This window comes from Nocardioides sp. CPCC 206347 (assembly GCF_048654605.1).
Classification (GTDB): Bacteria; Actinomycetota; Actinomycetes; order Propionibacteriales; family Nocardioidaceae; genus Nocardioides.
The window spans coordinates 978,332-995,748 of the sequence record NZ_JBMCYZ010000001.1 but is presented as its reverse complement, the minus strand read 5'-3'; the positions used below and the strand labels follow the sequence as shown (position 1 = coordinate 995,748).

General features: G+C 69.6%; 17 protein-coding genes. 8 read left to right on the top strand and 9 right to left on the bottom strand.

What is annotated here, in order from left to right; all coding sequences use genetic code 11:
- Positions 1–119 precede the first annotated feature (119 nt).
- The 3 genes from ACOACQ_RS04805 to clpX all read left to right on the top strand — a co-directional run bounded on the left by ACOACQ_RS04805 (position 120) and on the right by clpX (position 2,739).
- A complete protein-coding gene (locus tag ACOACQ_RS04805) occupies positions 120–725 on the top strand; it encodes an ATP-dependent Clp protease proteolytic subunit (protein WP_182380865.1) in 606 nt (201 codons plus the stop codon).
- Between the two features lie 4 nt (positions 726–729).
- Positions 730–1,335, top strand: coding sequence for an ATP-dependent Clp protease proteolytic subunit (locus ACOACQ_RS04800; RefSeq protein WP_378600834.1), 606 nt, complete (start codon positions 730–732; stop codon positions 1,333–1,335).
- A 114-nt stretch (positions 1,336–1,449) separates the two neighbouring features.
- On the top strand, positions 1,450–2,739 hold the full coding sequence (gene clpX / locus ACOACQ_RS04795; RefSeq protein WP_378600832.1) for an ATP-dependent Clp protease ATP-binding subunit ClpX: 1,290 nt from the start codon (positions 1,450–1,452) through the stop codon (positions 2,737–2,739).
- A gap of 21 nt (positions 2,740–2,760) precedes the next feature.
- On the opposite strand, the gene ACOACQ_RS04790 is transcribed toward clpX, so the two are convergent.
- Together ACOACQ_RS04790 and valS are read right to left on the bottom strand one after the other, a co-directional pair.
- Positions 2,761–3,042: a hypothetical protein gene (locus tag ACOACQ_RS04790; RefSeq protein WP_378600830.1), complete on the bottom strand. Its 282-nt coding sequence runs from the start codon at positions 3,040–3,042 to the stop codon at positions 2,761–2,763.
- Positions 3,042–5,690, bottom strand: a complete 2,649-nt coding sequence (gene valS / locus ACOACQ_RS04785) for a valine--tRNA ligase (RefSeq protein WP_378600828.1) — start codon at positions 5,688–5,690, stop codon at positions 3,042–3,044. Before valS ends, ACOACQ_RS04790 begins: the two co-directional genes overlap by 1 nt.
- 60 nt (positions 5,691–5,750) lie before the next feature.
- On the opposite strand from valS, the gene ACOACQ_RS04780 reads away from it, so the two are divergent.
- Positions 5,751–6,956: a SpoIID/LytB domain-containing protein gene (locus ACOACQ_RS04780; RefSeq protein ID WP_420287715.1), complete on the top strand. Its 1,206-nt coding sequence runs from the start codon at positions 5,751–5,753 to the stop codon at positions 6,954–6,956.
- Here the strand turns inward: ACOACQ_RS04780 and ACOACQ_RS04775 are convergent.
- Genes ACOACQ_RS04775 through ACOACQ_RS04765 form a run of 3 tightly spaced genes read right to left on the bottom strand, consistent with a single transcriptional unit; the run spans position 6,904 to position 9,177 of the window.
- Complete coding sequence (locus tag ACOACQ_RS04775) at positions 6,904–8,106, bottom strand: benzoate/H(+) symporter BenE family transporter (protein WP_378600824.1); 1,203 nt, start codon at positions 8,104–8,106, stop codon at positions 6,904–6,906. The genes ACOACQ_RS04780 and ACOACQ_RS04775 overlap by 53 nt on opposite strands.
- A gap of 49 nt (positions 8,107–8,155) precedes the next feature.
- Positions 8,156–8,440 (bottom strand): DUF4873 domain-containing protein, encoded by a 285-nt coding sequence (locus ACOACQ_RS04770; RefSeq protein ID WP_378600822.1) that lies wholly within the window; start codon positions 8,438–8,440, stop codon positions 8,156–8,158.
- Complete coding sequence (locus ACOACQ_RS04765) at positions 8,437–9,177, bottom strand: TetR/AcrR family transcriptional regulator (protein ID WP_378600820.1); 741 nt, start codon at positions 9,175–9,177, stop codon at positions 8,437–8,439. The genes ACOACQ_RS04770 and ACOACQ_RS04765 overlap by 4 nt, the downstream gene beginning before the upstream one ends.
- A 62-nt stretch (positions 9,178–9,239) precedes the next feature.
- On the opposite strand from ACOACQ_RS04765, the gene ACOACQ_RS04760 reads away from it, so the two are divergent.
- Positions 9,240–10,121, top strand: coding sequence for an AurF N-oxygenase family protein (locus ACOACQ_RS04760; protein WP_420287714.1), 882 nt, complete (start codon positions 9,240–9,242; stop codon positions 10,119–10,121).
- Positions 10,122–10,128: 7 nt separating this feature from the next.
- On the opposite strand, the gene ACOACQ_RS04755 is transcribed toward ACOACQ_RS04760, so the two are convergent.
- Genes ACOACQ_RS04755 through ACOACQ_RS04745 form a run of 3 tightly spaced genes read right to left on the bottom strand, consistent with a single transcriptional unit; the run spans position 10,129 to position 12,481 of the window.
- Entirely contained in the window at positions 10,129–10,521 is a 393-nt protein-coding gene (locus ACOACQ_RS04755) for a type II toxin-antitoxin system PemK/MazF family toxin (protein WP_420287713.1), read from the bottom strand.
- Positions 10,518–12,002 (bottom strand): PH domain-containing protein, encoded by a 1,485-nt coding sequence (locus ACOACQ_RS04750; protein WP_420287712.1) that lies wholly within the window; start codon positions 12,000–12,002, stop codon positions 10,518–10,520. The genes ACOACQ_RS04755 and ACOACQ_RS04750 overlap by 4 nt, the downstream gene beginning before the upstream one ends.
- The gene (locus ACOACQ_RS04745) at positions 11,999–12,481 is read right to left on the bottom strand and encodes a PH domain-containing protein (protein WP_420287711.1); all 483 of its coding nucleotides are present in this window, start codon (positions 12,479–12,481) and stop codon (positions 11,999–12,001) included. Before ACOACQ_RS04745 ends, ACOACQ_RS04750 begins: the two co-directional genes overlap by 4 nt.
- A gap of 240 nt (positions 12,482–12,721) precedes the next feature.
- Between ACOACQ_RS04745 and ACOACQ_RS04740 the strand changes: the two genes are divergently transcribed.
- Entirely contained in the window at positions 12,722–13,888 is a 1,167-nt protein-coding gene (locus tag ACOACQ_RS04740) for a sensor domain-containing diguanylate cyclase (RefSeq protein WP_378600810.1), read from the top strand.
- Positions 13,885–14,184, top strand: coding sequence for a DUF1905 domain-containing protein (locus ACOACQ_RS04735; RefSeq protein WP_378600808.1), 300 nt, complete (start codon positions 13,885–13,887; stop codon positions 14,182–14,184). The genes ACOACQ_RS04740 and ACOACQ_RS04735 overlap by 4 nt, the downstream gene beginning before the upstream one ends.
- Before the next feature lie 63 nt (positions 14,185–14,247).
- On the opposite strand, the gene ACOACQ_RS04730 is transcribed toward ACOACQ_RS04735, so the two are convergent.
- Positions 14,248–16,026 (bottom strand): acetyl/propionyl/methylcrotonyl-CoA carboxylase subunit alpha, encoded by a 1,779-nt coding sequence (locus tag ACOACQ_RS04730; RefSeq protein WP_420287866.1) that lies wholly within the window; start codon positions 16,024–16,026, stop codon positions 14,248–14,250.
- A 184-nt stretch (positions 16,027–16,210) separates the two neighbouring features.
- Here ACOACQ_RS04730 and ACOACQ_RS04725 point away from each other — a divergent pair, with 184 nt between their 5' ends.
- Positions 16,211–17,416 carry an acyl-CoA dehydrogenase family protein gene (locus ACOACQ_RS04725; RefSeq protein WP_378600804.1) on the top strand — a complete coding sequence of 402 codons (1,206 nt, stop codon included), beginning with the start codon at positions 16,211–16,213 and terminating at the stop codon, positions 17,414–17,416.
- Position 17,417 lies beyond the last annotated feature (1 nt).

Sequence of the window (17,417 nt, the reverse complement as noted above, 5' to 3'; positions counted from 1 at the left end):
TGCTGTCGGCGAACAGCGGGTGTTATCGCGTGGATCTGTCCCCCGGGGAGGCTAGTGTCACCGTCGTGACCCAGTTTCCCGGTGGCCCCGAGCGAGGCCCTCAGATGAACGGCCCAGAGATGAATGGAGCCGCGGGGATCAGCTTCCTCGACGACAACATCTACAGCCGTTTGCTCCGCGAGCGGATCGTGTTCCTCGGTTCCGAGGTGCGCGACCAGAACGCCAACGCGATCTGCGCCCAGCTGCTGCTGCTGTCGGCGGAGGATCCCGAAGCGGACATCTTCCTGCACATCAACAGCCCCGGTGGCTCCGTGGACGCCGGCATGGCGATCTACGACACGATGAACTACATCCCCAACGACGTGGCGACGGTCGGCATGGGCCTGGCTGCCTCCATGGGGCAGTTCCTGCTCTGCGCCGGCGCCAAGGGCAAGCGGTACGCGCTGCCCCACGCGCGGATCATGATGCACCAGCCGTCGTCCGGCATGGGTGGTTCGGCCTCCGACATCAAGATCCAGGCGCAGCAGTCGCTGCACATCAAGAAGGTGCTCCTCGACCTCATCGCCGAGCACACCGGGCAGACCGTCGAGCAGGTCACCAACGACGCCGACCGTGACCGCTGGTTCACGGCCGCCGAGGCGCAGGAGTACGGCCTGGTCGACAAGGTGGTCAAGAGCGCCCGGGAAGCCGTCGACGAGGGCCGTCCGGCCCACAAGAAGGACTGAGCTGATGAACTACTACATTCCCCAGTGGGAAGAGCGCACCTCCTACGGGTTCCGCCGCATCGACCCCTACGGCAAGTTGTTCGAGGACCGGATCATCTACCTCGGCTCGCCGATCTCCGATGACGTCGCGAACGCCGTCATCGCCCAGCTGCTGTGCCTGCAGTCGATGAACCCCGACCAGGACATCAGCATCTACATCAACAGCCCCGGTGGCTCGTTCACCGCGCTGACGGCGATCTACGACACGATCCAGTTCATCAAGCCGGACGTGCAGACCGTGTGCATCGGCCAGGCGGCCTCGGCGGCGGCGATCCTGCTCGCCTCGGGCGCCAAGGGCAAGCGCCTGGCGCTGCCCAACAGCCGGATCCTGATCCACCAGCCCTACACCGAGGGCACGTTCGGCCAGACCTCGGACATCGAGATCCAGGCGAACGAGATCCTGCGGATGCGCGAGCTGCTCGAGAAGATGATCAGCGACCACTCCAACCGGTCGCTCGAAGAGGTCAGCCGCGACATCGAGCGCGACAAGATCCTCACCGCCCAGGGCGCGATCGAGTACGGCTTGATCGACTCCATTCTTGAGTCCCTCAAGACCCCCGTACTCGTCTGATTCCCCGCTCGATCTTGAAGGACCCGATGACCTCCTCGACGTACACCCCGTGTCACGCCCCCTCCGGGGCGCGACAGGGAGTACCGTCGGGGAGTTCACATCTGAGGAGGACCCGTGGCACGCATCGGTGACGGTGGCGACCTGCTGAAGTGCTCGTTCTGCGGCAAGAGCCAGAAGCAGGTCAAGAAGCTCATCGCTGGTCCGGGTGTCTACATCTGTGACGAGTGCATCGACCTGTGCAACGAGATCATCGAGGAGGAGCTCGCCGAGGGCTCCGAGGTCGAGCTCGCTGACCTGCCGAAGCCCAAGGAGATCTTCGAGTTCCTGAACTCCTACGTCATCGGGCAGGAACAGGCCAAGAAGTCCCTCGCGGTGGCGGTCTACAACCACTACAAGCGGGTCCAGGCGGGCGTCTCGCCCGGCGTCGGTCCCGGTGGACAGGGCAAGCACAAGGACGAGGTCGTCGAGGTCTCGAAGTCCAACATCCTCGTGATCGGCCCGACCGGTTGCGGCAAGACCTACCTCGCCCAGACGCTCGCCCGGATGCTCAACGTCCCGTTCGCGATCGCGGACGCCACGGCGCTGACCGAGGCCGGCTACGTCGGCGAGGACGTCGAGAACATCCTGCTCAAGCTGATCCAGGCCGCTGACTACGACGTCAAGAAGGCCGAGACCGGCATCATCTACATCGACGAGATCGACAAGGTCGCCCGCAAGGCCGAGAACCCGTCGATCACCCGCGACGTCTCCGGCGAGGGCGTGCAGCAGGCGCTGCTGAAGATCATCGAGGGCACCACCGCCTCGGTTCCGCCGCAGGGCGGCCGCAAGCACCCGCACCAGGAGTTCATCCAGATCGACACGACGAACATCCTGTTCGTCGTGGGCGGTGCCTTCGCCGGTCTCGAGCACATCATCGAGCAGCGCGTCGGCAAGAAGTCGCTCGGCTTCACGGCCGAACCGCGCGGCGAGGCCGAGCGTGCCGCGGACGACCTGCTCAGCAAGGTTCGTCCCGAGGACCTCACCAAGTTCGGCCTGATCCCCGAGTTCATCGGCCGGCTGCCCCTGATCGCGAGCGTCAGCCCGCTCGACCAGGCGGCCCTGGTGCAGATCCTCACCGAGCCCCGCAACGCCCTGACGAAGCAGTACAAGAAGCTCTTCGACCTCGACGGTGTCGAGCTCGAGTTCTCCGACGACGCGATCCAGGGGATCGCCGACAAGGCGCTGGAGCGCGGCACCGGTGCCCGTGGCCTGCGCGCCATCATCGAGGAGGTCCTCCTCCACGTGATGTACGACGTCCCGAGCCGTGGCGACGTGGAGAAGGTCATCATCACGCGCGACGTCGTCGACAACGATGTGGCGCCGACGCTGGTCCTGCGCGAGGCGAAGAAGAAGAAGTCCGCCTGACCTGCTCGACCTGACGGTTGGTCAGCAGTAGTCCGCGACGTACTTCTCGAGGGCCTGCTTGCCGACCGGGTCGGTGACGTTGCTGTCGGCAAGGTCGATCAGGTACCGGCGCGCCTCGAAGGGCAGGTTCTCGGGCGTGCCGTGCTCGATGATCAGGTCGTCGATCCCGCTCTCGCGGAACTGCATTCCCGTCATGTCCTCGCAGAACTGGGCCTGATCAGCGTCCGAGGGCCACTGCGTGGCACGGCAGCCGGTGGCGGCGACGAGCACCACCGCCACCGCGGCGACGAACCGGACCGGCATCACTCAGCCGGTGCCGCAGGCGTCTCTTCGACCTCGGCGATCTCGGCCGTGATCGTGAGGTCGCTGGCGGACTCGTCGACCGTGAAGACCAGGTCGCCGATGATCTTGCCGGCCGCGACCAGGTCGCGGCGAGCGAGCTCGGCGGCGCGGACGGCCTTCTCGGGGCCGGAGACCTCGACGCGGGCCAGCGGCGTCTTCATGGTGACCTTGGCCTGCGACTTGGCGCCACGGATGCCGCCCAGTGCAGCGGCGACCGAGTCGATGATCGATCCGTCGGACGCGGCGGGGGAGCCGAGCTCGTTGACGGTCGGCCACGGCGCGCGGTGCACCGAACCCTCCTGCCACCACGACCACACCTCTTCGGTGACGTAGGGCAGGAACGGTGCGAGCAACCGGAGCTGGACCTGGAGCGCGAACGCGAGGGTCGCCCGGGCCGAGTCGGAGGCGTCGCCGGCCTCGGCGTAGGCGCGTTCCTTCACGAGCTCGAGGTAGTTGTCGCAGAACTCCCAGAAGAACTTCTCGCTGACCTCGAGGGCCGTCGTGTAGTCGTAGGCCTCGAACGCTTCGGTGGCCTTGCGGACCACGCCGCCGAGGCGACCGAGCAGCGCGGTGTCGACCGGCTCGCTGACGCGCGCGGCACTGAACTCGGTGGCACCGACGCTGCCGAGCACGAACTTCGAGGCGTTGAGGACCTTCATCGCCAGGCGGCGACCGACCTTCATCTGGGTCTCGTCGAAGGGCGAGTCCAGGCCGGGGCGGGCGATCGCCGCGCGCCAGCGGACGGCATCGGCGCCGTACTTCTGGAGGATCTCGTCGGGCACGACGACGTTGCCCTTGGACTTCGACATCTTCTTGCGGTCCGGGTCGACGATGAAGCCGGAGATCATGGCGTGGGTCCAGGGCGCCGCGCCGTTCTCGAGCTGCGCGCGGACGACGCGCGAGAACAACCAGGTGCGGATGATGTCGTGCGCATGGGTGCACAGGTCCATCGGGAAGACGCGCGACCACAGGTCCGGGTCGGTCTCCCAGCCACCGGCGATGTGTGGCGTCAGCGACGACGTCGCCCAGGTGTCCATCACGTCGGGGTCGCCGATGAAGCCGCCGGGCTTGCCGCGCTGCTCCTCGGTGTAGCCGGTGGGGACCTGCGTGGACGGGTCGATCGGCAGCTCGGCCTCGGTGGGCAGCAACAGGCGGGCGTAGTCGGGCTCGCCCTCGCCGTCGAGCGGGTACCAGACGGGGAACGGGATGCCGAAGAAGCGCTGGCGCGAGATCAGCCAGTCGCCGTTGAGGCCGCCGACCCAGTTGTCGAAGCGGTGCTTCATGTGCGGCGGCAGCCACTGGATCTCGGCGCCGCGGGCCAGCATCTGGTCGCGGACGTCGGCGTCGCGGCCACCGTTGCGGAGGTACCACTGGCGGGTCGAGACGATCTCGAGGGGCTTGTCGCCCTTCTCGTAGAAGTTCGCCATCCGCTGCGTCGGCTTCGGGTCCCCGTCGAGGTCACCGGTCTCGCGGAGCTTCGCGACCACGGCCTCGCGGGCCGAGTGGACCGTCTTGCCCATCAGGTCGGCGTACGCCGTCGAGGCCTGCTCGCTCGAGAGCCACTCGGGCGTCTCCCGGGTGAAGCGACCGTCGCGGCCGATCACGGTGCGGACGGGCAGCTGCAGCTCCCGCCACCAGGTGACGTCGGTGAGGTCACCGAACGTGCAGCACATCGCGATGCCGGCGCCCTTGTCCTTCTCGGCGCCCGCGTGGGCCAGGACGGGGATCTCGACGCCGAAGACCGGCGAGGTGACCGTCGTACCGAAGAGGTCCTGGTAGCGCTCGTCGTCGGGGTGGGCGATGAGGGCGACGACGGAGGGGATCAGCTCGGGGCGGGTGGTCTCGATGTGCACCGGGGTGCCATCAGGCTTGTGGAAGGCGACGCGGTGGTAGGCGCCGGCGTAGTCGCGGGCCTCGAGCTCGGCCTGCGCGACCGCGGTCTGGAAGGTGACGTCCCACAGGGTCGGCGCCTCCTGGAGGTACGCCTCGCCGCGACCCAGGTTGCGCAGGAACGCACGCTGGCTGACGGTCTGCGCCTTGGCGCCGATCGTCGTGTAGGTGATGTTCCAGTCGACGCTCAGTCCGAGGGTGCGCCACAGCGTCTCGAAGACCTTCTCGTCCTGCTCGACCAGCTGCTCGCACAGGGCGATGAAGTTCGGGCGGCTGATCGGGATCTGGCGCTTGGGGTCCGGCTTCTCCGGCGGGGTGAAGTCCGCGTCGTAGGGCAGCGAGGGGTCGCAACGGACGCCGAAGTAGTTCTGCACCCGGCGCTCGGTGGGCAGGCCGTTGTCGTCCCAGCCCATCGGGTAGAAGACGGACTTGCCCTGCATCCGCTGGAAACGGGCGATCAGGTCGGTGTGGGTGTACGAGAAGACGTGGCCCACGTGCAGGCTGCCGCTGACGGTCGGCGGCGGCGTGTCGATGGCGTAGACGTTCTCCCGCGGCTGGGTCCGGTCGAAGGCGAAGGTGTCATCGGCCTTCCACTGGTCGGACCACTTCTGCTCGAGTCCTTCCAGCGCCGGGCGGTCCGGTACGACGATCGCCGCGGACTCCCCGTCGGGGGCCGGGGCGGTCGGGGCCGGTGCGTCAGTGCTGTGGAGCTCGGTCATGGTCACGAATCCTAGTTCGGACCGGCCCCGCGGCTGGAACCGGCGGGCTACCCTCGACCGATGCGCACGATTCGGCTCCGCCTGCTCGCCGCCGCGGCGACCCTGCTGACAGGGCTGGCGGCCGTGCTCACGAGTGCGGTCGTCGTACCCCCGGCGCAGGCGGCGGGCCCCACGTCGGTGAGCCTGGTCGGGAGCGGCTGGGGGCACGGACGAGGCATGTCGCAGTACGGCGCACAGAACGCCGCCCGCAACCATGCCCGGACCGCGACGCAGATCCTGGACTTCTACTACCCGGGCACAGTGTCGGCGCCGGCCGCGGGGCCGATGGTGGTGCTGATCACAGCCGACACCAGCAGCAACGTGGTCATCGAGCATCGCTCCGGCCTGATGGTGCGCAGCGTGAAGACCGGCGCGACGTGGAGCCTGGCCCGCGCGGGCGCCAAGCAGTGGCAGATCACTCCGGTCTCGGGCAACACCGTCAGTCGCGTCTCGGTCCTGACGGACCGGTGGCGGGTGGTGCGCGACATCCCGGGCGAGGCGGAGTTCGGCGCGGGCACCTCCCCGCTGAAGCTGATCCTGCCCAGCGGCTCGGCCGTCTACCGGGGCCGGCTGCGCTCGATCATCGCCGGTACGAGCCGTGACACCGCCAACGTGGTCGACCTGGAGGACTACCTCAAGGGTGTGGTCCCGGTCGAGATCCCCGCCCTGTGGCATCCGCAGGCGGTGCAGGCGCAGTCGGTGGCTGCGCGGACCTACGCCGTGTTCGCACGCACCAATCCGCACCCGCCGGGATACCACCTGTGCGACACGTCGGCCTGCCAGGTCTACCGCGGTGTCGGGGCCGAGCACTCGGCGAGCACGGCGGCCATCGCGGCCACGAAGTCCCAGATCCGGGCGTACGGCGGCAAGCCCGCGTTCACGCAGTTCTCCTCGAGCAACGGTGGCTGGACCGTCCAGGGCTCGCCTGCCTACCTGCCGGCGAAGGCCGATCCGTACGACGTGTGGTCGGGCAATCCCAACGCACAGTGGAAGGTCACGCTCACCGATCTCGCGATCGAGAAGGCCTACCCCGCCACCGGTGACTTCCTGGAGCTGTCCGTCCTCAAGCGCGACGGCAAGGGAAGCTGGGGCGGTCGGGTCACCGAGATCCGGATCCGGGGAGCCAAGGGGTCCGCGACGGTCACCGGTGATGCCTTCCGGGCTGCGCTGCGGCTCAAGTCGACGATGTTCGCGTGCTCGCCGGTCGGGTCGACCTGCCGGAGCTGATGCCCGTCCGGGAGAGGAACGCCCGGATCAGCAGGCCCACCACCAGCGCCCAGAACGCCGCGCCGATGCCGAGCACGGTGACCCCCGAGGCTGCGACGACCAGGGTGGCCGCGGCCGACTCCCGCTCGGCGGGGTCGGCGAGTGCCTCGGCCAGCGCCGCGCCCAGGGTGCCGAGCAGTGCCAGTCCGGCTGCGGCCTGCATGAGGCCGTCCTCCGCGGCCACCACCATGGCTGCCAGCGCGCTGCTGGCGACGGCCAGCACCAGGTAGGTCACCGATGCACTGACCGCGGCGATCCAGCGCCGGCTGCGGTCGGGACCAGCGTCCGGGCCGGCGGCCAGCGCGGCGCTGATCGCCGCGAGGTTGATGGCGTGTCCGCCCGTCGGGGCTCCGACGATGGTGCCGATTCCGGTCACGGTGAGCGACTCGCGCCACGGAACGGTGTAGCCGAAGCCGCTCATCACGGCGACGCCCGGCACGTTCTGCGAGGCCATCGTGACGACGTACAGGGGAAGGGCGACGCCGATCAGCGCGGACCAGGACCACGACGGCGTGGTCCAGGCGACGGTGGGGGCCAGGGCCCCGGCCCCGATGTGGGCGGTGGCGAGGACGGTGCCGAGCGCCACGGCGAGCGCTCCGGGCACGGCCCAGCGCGGGGCGAGGCGCAACAGCACCAGCCAGGTCAGGATCACCGGCGCGATCACCCACGGCGCATCCACGAGGGCGGTCACCGGTGCCAGGCACAGCGGGAGCAGGACGCCGGCGAGCATGGCCCGGGCGAGACTGTGGGGGATCGCGGCCACCAGGTCGCCGATGCGAGGGATCAGGGCGGTCAGCACGATGAGGACACCGGTGGCGACGAAGGCACCGACGACCGCCGGCCAACCGCCCGTCACGCCGGCCGTCGAGGCGAGCAGCGCGGCGCCCGGTGTCGACCAGGCCAGCGTCACCGGGATCCGGTGGCGCAGGGACAGCCACAGCATCCCGAGTGACTGGGTCACGCACAGCGTGAGGAGGCCGGACGCGGCCTGGTCGGGTGTCGCGCCGACCGCGGTGAGACCCGCGAACACGACCACGAACGAGCTGCTGAAGCCGACGACCGCGGTCACGACACCAGCCATCACCGGTCCGTGCGTCGTCTGGGCTGCCACGGCCCGAGACTAGTGACTGGTGGCCAGCGACGGTGGCAGGAGACGGGGGCTAGAAGGGCGGGGTGCCCATGCCCGTGATCCGGAACCGTCCCCACGGGTCGCGATCCGACACCCGGCCGTCGGCCTCGCCATGGTCGGTGCGCAGCCGCACGTGGCTGCCGCTGCGGAGCGTGGCGAGCTCAGGAGCGTCGGCGATCCGGCCGTACCAGTGGAAGTGCCCGTCCAGCGGCTGGAAGGCACCGCGGAGGGTCACGGTGACGGCCTGTTCGGCGTCGTCGAGCACGACAGTGGCCGGGCCGTCGTACGACGCCTGCGGCTCGTGCAGGACGCTCATGCCTGCTCCTTGCGGATCGGTCGCACGTTCGGCTGGACCTCGGGTGGAGGGTCGAGGGCGGTGAGCTGGACGCCGTACTCCTCGGCAGCGCCGGACAGCGCGTGCCAGATGAAGTCGCTGAGGTACGTCGTCGCGGTCGCGCGGGACATGGTGCGCCGCTCCAGCCACCATTGGCCGACCGAGTTGCCCATGCCGACGATGGCGTGCGCCCAGGGCTCGGCCGCACCGGCGTCGCCGCCGAGGTGGCGCAGCGCGTCGCCGAGCAGCCGGGAGAGCTTGGCCGCGATGACCGTCTTGCCGTCCGCGACCGGGTCGGCGCCGGCTGCATGGTGGCGGATGAGCAGGAGGAAGGCGGCGGGGTGTTCGGCCAGGGTGTCGAGGTAGGCCGTCACGCCGGCGGTGACCCGGTCCCGGGCCGTCGCGGGGGCGAGGACGGCCGTGATCACCCGGTCCAGGACCAGCTCGGCGCCCCAGGTGCCGACGGCGGCGTACAGCTCGTCCTTGTCGGCGAAGTAGCGGTAGATGACCGGTTTGCTGACGCCTGCTTCGGCGGCGATGTCGGTCACGGAAGCCTCCGGACCGAGGGCATCGATCGCCCGGATCGCGGCCTGGACGAACTCGGCACGCCGATCGACCCGGTGCTTCTCCCAGCGGGTCGTGCGCCCATCACCCTTGGCGTTTCCCTTGGCGTTTCCCTTGGAGCTTCCCTGGACACTGCCCTTGACGTTGCCGGCCATGAGGAGAACAGTACAGGTAGACGTTACCGACGGTAATACCTAGTTTCGGAGGATCTGGCCCCATGACGATCGTGGATCCCCTCGCTGACCGGTTGCTGCGCTCGACCGCCAAGCAGTCCTACGACCCCGAGGTCGACCTCGACTGGGACGCGCCGCCGGTCCCCGGCCTGTGGTGGATGCAGCCCGAGCGCATGTCGCTCTACGGCACGAAGCTGTGGGACCGGTTGAGCGAGGAGGAGCGGATCACCCTTTCGCGCCACGAGGTCGCGAGCATCGCCAGTGTCGGCATCTGGTTCGAGGTCGTCCTGATGCAGCTGCTGCTGCGTGACGTCTACACCGCCGATCCGCGGGACCCGAGGACGCAGTTCGCCCTCACCGAGGTGGGTGACGAGACGCGCCACACCGTCATGTTCGGACGTGCGATCGGGTCCATGGGCATGCCCGCCTACGGTCCGCGGCCCAGGGTGAGGCAGTTCGCGAAGCTGGGGCCGCTGGCCCTGCGCGGGGCAAGTGCCTATGCCTCGATCCTGATCGGTGAGGAGCCGGTCGACCGGTGGCAGCGCGACTCGATGCGCGACGAGCGGATCCAGCCGCTGACCAGGATGGTGTCGCGGATCCACGTGACCGAGGAGGCCCGCCACGTGACCTTCGCCCGCGACGAGCTGGTGAAGGCGGTGCGTGGTCTGGGTCGGGCCGAGCGGCAGTGGCACCAATGGCTGACTGCCCAGGTTGCCTTCATCACCATGCGGTCCCTGGTGCACCCCGACGTCTACGCGTCCGTCGGGATCGACCCGCGTGAGGGCCGTCGGGCGGCGCTGGGCAACGAGAACTACCGCGAGACCATCGCGTGGATGGGCGAGAAGGTCATGCCGTTCCTCGAGGAGCAGGGGATGGTCGGCAAGGCCCACCGCAAGACGTGGCGCGCATCGATGCTGCTGCGCTGACCCGCACTCACGAGAGGGCGGCGCGAGCGGCGATCACGGCCTCGTAGATCGTCTGGTCGAGGGCGGAGCCCTCGCGCCGGACATCGGTGGCCTTCAGGACGACGAGGCGGTTGAGGCGGACCTCGCTCTCGCGGCCACGCGTGTCCCAACCGCCGGAGCCGACGTCCATCCAGACGCGCCCCCGCCGGGTCTCCTGCTCCTCGTCGCGGTCGTGGTCCTTGCTGGTCATGACGAGGCAGTCGACAGTGGTGACGCCGTCCGGGCCGGTGGCCGTGCCGATCACGAGGACCGGGCGGTCCTTGCCCTGCAGCGGGTCGTCCTCGTAGGGCACCCACGCCCACACGACCTCGCCCGGATCGGGGTCGCCGTCGAGCTGGGGTGCGTACGTGCCGTCGGTCATGGCGTCTCCTTGAAGAACTGGCTGAGCAGGCCCGGAGTCGCGGCTTCGGCGAGGGCGAGAGCGGCCGGTGCGGGTACGTCGTCCACGGCGATGCGGCCGCCACCACCTGCGGTGGTCGCGGCGAGGTGGACCAGGCCCGCGCGGCGCTGGAACCAGGTGGCGCGGAGGTTCCAGCCGATGACGTGCGACGAGCCGAGGGCCGAGCGGGCACGGGTCAACGAGCCCGACCGCATCACGACGTGACCGGCGTGGTGCGCGTGGCCGAGGGAGCGCGCTCGATCGGTGGCCAGGGCAAGGGCAGTGCCCAGGGGGAGTGCCGAGGCGAGGAGCAGCCACGGCGAGGCCCCCGCGACCACCGCCAGCCCCAGGAGTACGACGAAGGGTGCTGCGCCGATCAGGGCCCGGGTGTAGCGGCGAGTGGTCGCCGCACGGCCGTGGGTGAGGAGTGGCCCGTCCATCGGGTCCGGATGGCCCAGCACGGTGCGCGCGACGTCGTACGCCGTGGCCGCGGGAGCGGGCGGCAGGAGGGCGGACGAACTGGCCTGGCTGCGGTCGAGGCCGGTGACGATCGCCGTCACCGAGCGTCCGTTCGCCAACCGCAGCATGGCCGGTTCCGCGAGGCTCACGCCGGCCAGCCGGGCCACGTCGATGCTCGTCTCGCGGCGGGTGAGCAGGCCCCGGCGGACGTGCCAGGCGGCGTCGTGCCGGGACAGGAGGAAGCCGCCGTTGGTGAGCAGGTAGCCGCCGACGACCACGACGACCGCCAGCACGGCGATCACCCCGATGATCGTGAGGACGAAGCCGGCGTCGACCGCGGCGATGTCCTCCTCGGTGATCCTGACGTCCAGGACCTCGGTGAACTGCAGGACGACACCGGTCAGGGCACCGAAGGCCACCAGCGCGGTGCCGCTGAAGGGTGCGTACCAGAGCCAGCGCGGTGAGAAGCGGGCCACGACTTCCTCGGCCTCGACGGCCGGCGCGATGACCTCGGGATCCGTCGAGCCGTCGGCAGGTCGAGCCTGTCGCGACCCGAGCAGGTGGACCCGCAGCGCGGTCGCCTGCTCGCGGGGGAGGGAGTCGAGCGAGAGCCGTTCGTCGGCGTCGCTGACCACGCTGCCGGTTCCGATGACGACGGTGGTCAGGCCCAGCATCCGGTGCAGGACCGACGCGGTCAGGTCGACGGTGCGGACGCGGTCGACCGGGGTCGAGAGGGTGTGGCGTTGCAGGAGCCCGCGGCGCAGCTCGACGCGTCCGTCGGTGACCCGGTAGGTGGTGGTGAAGTAGCGCACGATGCCCAGCGCGACGGGGACGAAGACGCCGAGCAGGGCCCACGGGCCGGACCCGGAGACGCCGCCGGCGACGACCAGGCCGATCAGCACGGGCAGGAACCTGGCGCCCTCCTTGAGCGGGTGGATCAGCAGCATCCGTGGATCGAGCCGCTCCCAGGCAACCGACCCGGTCGCTGTCTCGACCTCGCTCATGTCGCGTCGCCCGCCACCAGGTCGGCCTTCCGGGTGAGCTCGTCGATGAGTGCCAGCGCGACGTCGCGGTCCAGCCCCTCGATCTGCAGCGGCCCGGCGGCCGAAGCCGTGGTCACCGTGACCGTGGCGAGGTTGAACAGGCGCGTCAGCGGACCCTGCGCGAAGTCGACCGTCTGCACCCGAGACATCGGTGCGATCCGGCGCTCCCGGGCCCACCACCCGCGCTGCGTGTAGACCGCCGTGGGCGAGACCTCCCAGCGGTGAACCCGATACCGCCACTGGGGTACGACGACTGCGCTCGTCACGCACACCACCAGGGTCAGCGCGGCCAGCCACCAGCGCAGCCCGTCCGGTGCCCAGAACGCGATCGCCACCCCGGCGCCGATGGCGACGACGACGGCCTCGACGGCGGCGGTGACGTGCCAGAGGGCGAGCGCCCGGGGGCTGACCCGTTCGGCCGGATCGCGCAGTTCACTCACGCACCGACCCTAGCCAGTGGGGTCGAGTGACTGGTCAGCTGTGCGGCAGGTCCAGGGGGCCGTCGGAGTCATCGTCAGCACCGAACACCGGTGCCCTGCTCTCTCGCCAGGACCTTCGTCCCGAGCCGAGGCCGACCCCACCGGCCCGGAATGACCATGGTGCTGCGGTCTTCGATCATGATTTGCTGGCAGGTCCCGATTCGGTCTTCGGACCGCTCGGGACGGACCTACCGTGGCGAGGTGGACACCATCACCCTGCGCGTGGCATTCGGCCTCGTGGCCGTGTGTGTCCTTGCGCTCTTCTACGGCGTGACGTACCGGTCCACGCGGTCGTCGTACAGCGCCTGGTGGTGTCTCTCGCTGTCGTGCTTCATCCTCAGCGCGTTGCTGTTCGTCCTCAACGGCACCCCGGCGCAGGTCGTCGCCAACCCGGTGGGCAATGCCACCGGCGCCCTTGGTGCCGCTTGTGTCTGGGCAGGTGCCCGGTCCCTCCGTGGTCGGGACGTCTCGTGGCGGCCGCTGGTGCTCGTTCCTGCCCTCGTTCTGCTGGTCTCGCTGCTGGACGACCCGGTCCACGACAGGTGGTCCGGGGGCATCGCGTACCTCCTCGCCATGGCAGGCCTGATCGGGCGGTCGGCCGTCGAGCTCCGCCAGCTGCTCCGCGAACGTGACCCCCGGGGCGGCAACAGCGACCAGATCGGGTTCGCGGTGTCGTCGATGGCGATCACCTCGGGAGCCATCGCCGGCTACTACGCCGTGCGAACGGTCGTGTTCGTCGTCCTCGGCCCGGAGCATCGGGTCTTCGACGTCGGGTTCGGCGGCCAGACGACCACCTTGCTCACCATGGTCCTGCTGGTCGTGGTGACGTTCAGCATGTCGGCGCTCAGTCACGAGCAGCAGACCTCCGACCTCCGGTTGCAGGCCACGCGGGACGCGCTCACCGGTCTGCTCAACCGCGCCGAGTTCTTCCGGGTCGCCGAGCGCGACCTCCGGCGTCGCGGCCGGCGGGCGGCGCTGGTCATCGCCGACCTGGACCGGTTCAAGGACCTCAACGACCGGTTGGGCCATGCGGCCGGTGACGACGCGCTGATCGCGTTCGCCAAGAGCTGTGCGGCCGTCGTCGGCGACCGCGGGCTCGTCGGTCGCCTGGGTGGGGACGAGTTCGTGCTCCTGGTCCCCGACGTGGAAGCCGACCTGCTCACCGAGGCGATCGCGGCCCGCTACAGGCGCGACGCCGAGCGTCGTACGGCAAGCTTCGGGATCGCCACCATCGCTCCCGGCGACGACATCGCGACCACGATGGCCGCCGCCGACGCCGCGTTGTACCGCGCCAAGGCCGGTGGACGCGGTCGGGCGGGTCGTGGCGCCGATGACTCCCGGCGCGACCCGCGGTCTGCACTTCCATGAGCGATGACAAGCATGGCACCGGCCCGTTGGACGTCACCTTCAGTGAGCAGCTCTGCAGGAGCACCGGCAGCGCAGCCGCCTGGACCTGCGTGAAGTGGGCGGAGTCCGTCGACTACTTCGGCACCAAGGGCCTGGTGAAGGTTCGCGGCACGATCGACGGAGTGCCCTTCGCCACGTCCTTCATGGCCCTCGGCGACGGGACGCACATGCTGCCCGTGGCCGCCGCCGTACGGAAGAAGATCGGGAAGGGTGAGGGGGACACCGTCGAGGTGAGGCTCGAGGAGCGCCTCTCCTGACGGTGGACGTCTCGATACTCCCTCGCCGGGCGGCTCGGGCTGCTCGACGAGCCTGGGGTGGCGTCAGTCCTTGATCTCGCAGACCACTTCGCCGTTGCCGATGGTGGCGCCGACCTCGGCGCTCAGGCCGGTGATGGTGCCGGCCTTGTGGGCCTTGAGGGGCTGCTCCATCTTCATCGCCTCGAGCACGACCACGACGTCGCCCTCGGCGACCGTCTGGCCCTCCTCGACGGCGACCTTGACGATGGTGCCCTGCATGGGGGACGTGACCGAGTCGCCCGAGGCAGCCGCGCCGGCCTTCTTGCCGGCGGAGCGCTTGGGCTTCTTCGCGCCACCACCGCTGGTACCGCCACCGGTGGAGATGCCGCCCAGGCCCGCGGGCAGGACGACCTCGACGCGCTTGCCGCCGACCTCGACGACCACGGTCTGCTTCTCGCCGGCCTCTTCGGCTTCGCCGGCGGCGCCGGCGTACGGGGTGATCTGGTTGTCGAAGTCGGTCTCGATCCACGTCGTGTAGACGTCGAAGGACCCCTCGCCCGTGGGGTTCGAGGAGGCGACCCAGGCCGGGTCGTTGGTGATGACCTCGTGGAAGGTGATCGCGGTCGGCATGCCGTCGACCTCGAACTCGGACAGCGCACGGCGCGAGCGCTCGATCGCCTGGGTCCGGTCGCGGCCGGTCACGATCAGTTTCGCGATGAGCGAGTCGAAGGCACCGGGAACGGTCTCGCCGTTCACGTAGCCGCCGTCGACGCGGACGCCCGGGCCCTGCGGCGGATTCCACGCGGTGAGCGTGCCGGGGGCGGGCATGAAGTTGTTGCCGCCGTCCTCGGCGTTGATGCGGTACTCGATCGAGTGGCCGCGGATCTCCGGGTCGTCGTACCCGAGCTCCTCGCCCGCGGCGATGCGGAACATCTCGCGGACCAGGTCGATGCCGGTGACCTCTTCGGACACGCAGTGCTCGACCTGGAGGCGGGTGTTGACCTCGAGGAAGGAGATGGTGCCGTCCGCGGCGACGAGGAACTCACAGGTTCCGGCGCCGACGTAGTTGGCTTCCTTGAGGATCGCCTTCGAGGAGTCGTAGAGGCGCTTGTTCTGCTCGTCGGTCAGGAACGGCGCGGGCGCCTCCTCGACCAGCTTCTGGTGGCGACGCTGCAGCGAACAGTCGCGGGTGGAGACCACGACGACGTTGCCGTACTTGTCGGCCAGGCACTGGGTCTCGACGTGGCGCGGGCGATCGAGGAACTTCTCGACCAGGCACTCGCCGCGGCCGAAGGCGGAGATCGCCTCGCGGACGGCGGATTCGTAGAGCTCGGGGATCTCCTCGAGGGTGCGCGCGACCTTGAGGCCACGGCCACCGCCACCGAAGACTGCCTTGATGGCGACCGGGAGGCCGTGCTCCTTGGCGAAGCCGATGATCTCGTCGGCGTCCTTGACGGCGTCCTTGAGGCCCGGCGCGAGCGGGGCGCCGGCGGCCAGGGCGATCTGCTTGGCCTTGGCCTTGTCGCCGAGGCCTTCGATGGCCTCGGGGGAGGGGCCGATCCAGATCAGCCCGGCGTCGATGACGGCCTGGGCGAACTCGGCGTTCTCGGCGAGGAAGCCGTAGCCGGGGTGCACGGAGTCGGCGCCCGACTGGGCGGCGATGTCGAGGATCTTCGGGATCGAGAGATACGACTCGGCGGGCGTGGCGCCACCGAGGGCGTACGCCTCGTCGGCGAGGCGCACGAACAACGCGTTCGCGTCGGGCTCTGCGTAGATCGCGACACTGCCGATACCGGCATCCTTGGCGGCGCGGATCACACGGACCGCGATCTCGCCACGGTTGGCGATGAGGACCTTGCGCAGCGGCTGCACGGACTGAGACACGGGAACTCCTGTCGAGCGGTCGATGGCGGTGCTTCGCACGCCAACGTCGGATTCTAGGGCGTCCAACCTTTGGGGCTGTGACGGGACCAGTGACCGGGCAGTAACCGAACGACCTGCGCCGCGAGGTTAACAAACGTTAACCTCGTGTCCTAGGATGTCGGACATGACCCAGTTCGAACTGTCCCGAGAGCACGAGGAGTTCCGCCGCACGGTGCGGGACTTCGCTGACGCCACCATCCGTCCCCACGTGGCGGAGTGGGACAAGGCGCACCATTTCCCGACGGACGTCGTCCAGAAGATGGGTGACCTCGGGCTGTTCGGCCTCACCTCCCCGGAGGAGTACGGCGGCGCGGGGCTCGAGCCGGAGGACGGCCCGTTCACCTCGCTCTGCCTGGCCATCGAGGAGCTCGGGCGCGTGGACCAGTCGATCGGCGTCACGCTCGAGGCGGGCGTCGGCCTCGGCATCAATCCGATCCTGACCTACGGCACCGACGAGCAGAAGAAGACGTGGCTGCCCGACCTGGTGTCCGGACAGCGGCTTGCCGGCTTCGGCCTCACGGAGCCCGGGGCGGGCTCCGACGCGGGCGCGACGAAGACCAGGGCCGAGGTCGACCCGTCCACCGGTGAGTGGGTCATCAACGGCAGCAAGCAGTTCATCTCGAACTCGGGCTCCTCGATCACGTCGCTGGTGACCGTGACCGCCCGCACCGGTGTCTCCGATGCCGGCAAGCCGGAGATCTCCACGATCGTCGTACCGTCCGGAACGGCCGGCTTCACCGCCGAGGCCGCCTACGACAAGCTCGGCTGGCACATCTCCGACACCCACCCGCTGACGTTCGTCGACTGCCGGGTGCCCGAGGCCAACCTGCTCGGCGAGCGCGGCCGCGGCTACGCACAGTTCCTGGCGACGCTCGACGACGGCCGGGTTGCCATCGCGGCGCTCGCCGTCGGCCTGCTGCAGGCCTGCGTCGACCTGTGTGTCGAGTACTCCCTGGACCGCCAGACCATGGGCGGCCCCATCGGCCGCAAGCAGGGTGTCGCCTTCCAGATCGCCGACCTCGAGGTGATGCTGCACGCCTCGCGTCTGCTGACCTATCGCGCCGCCGCGATGAAGGACGCCATGCTCGGCGACCGCGGGCCGTCGGTGAAGGAGTTCAAGCAGGCCGCCTCGGTCGCCAAGCTGTACTCCTCGGAGTCGGCCGTCACCGCGACCCGGATCGCGACCCAGGTCTTCGGCGGCTACGGCTTCATGGAGGAGTACCCCGTCGCCCGGTTCTACCGCGACGCGAAGATCCTCGAGATCGGTGAGGGCACCTCGGAGGTGCAGCGGATGCTGATCGCCCGCGGTCTCGGCCTGCCGGTCGAGTAGG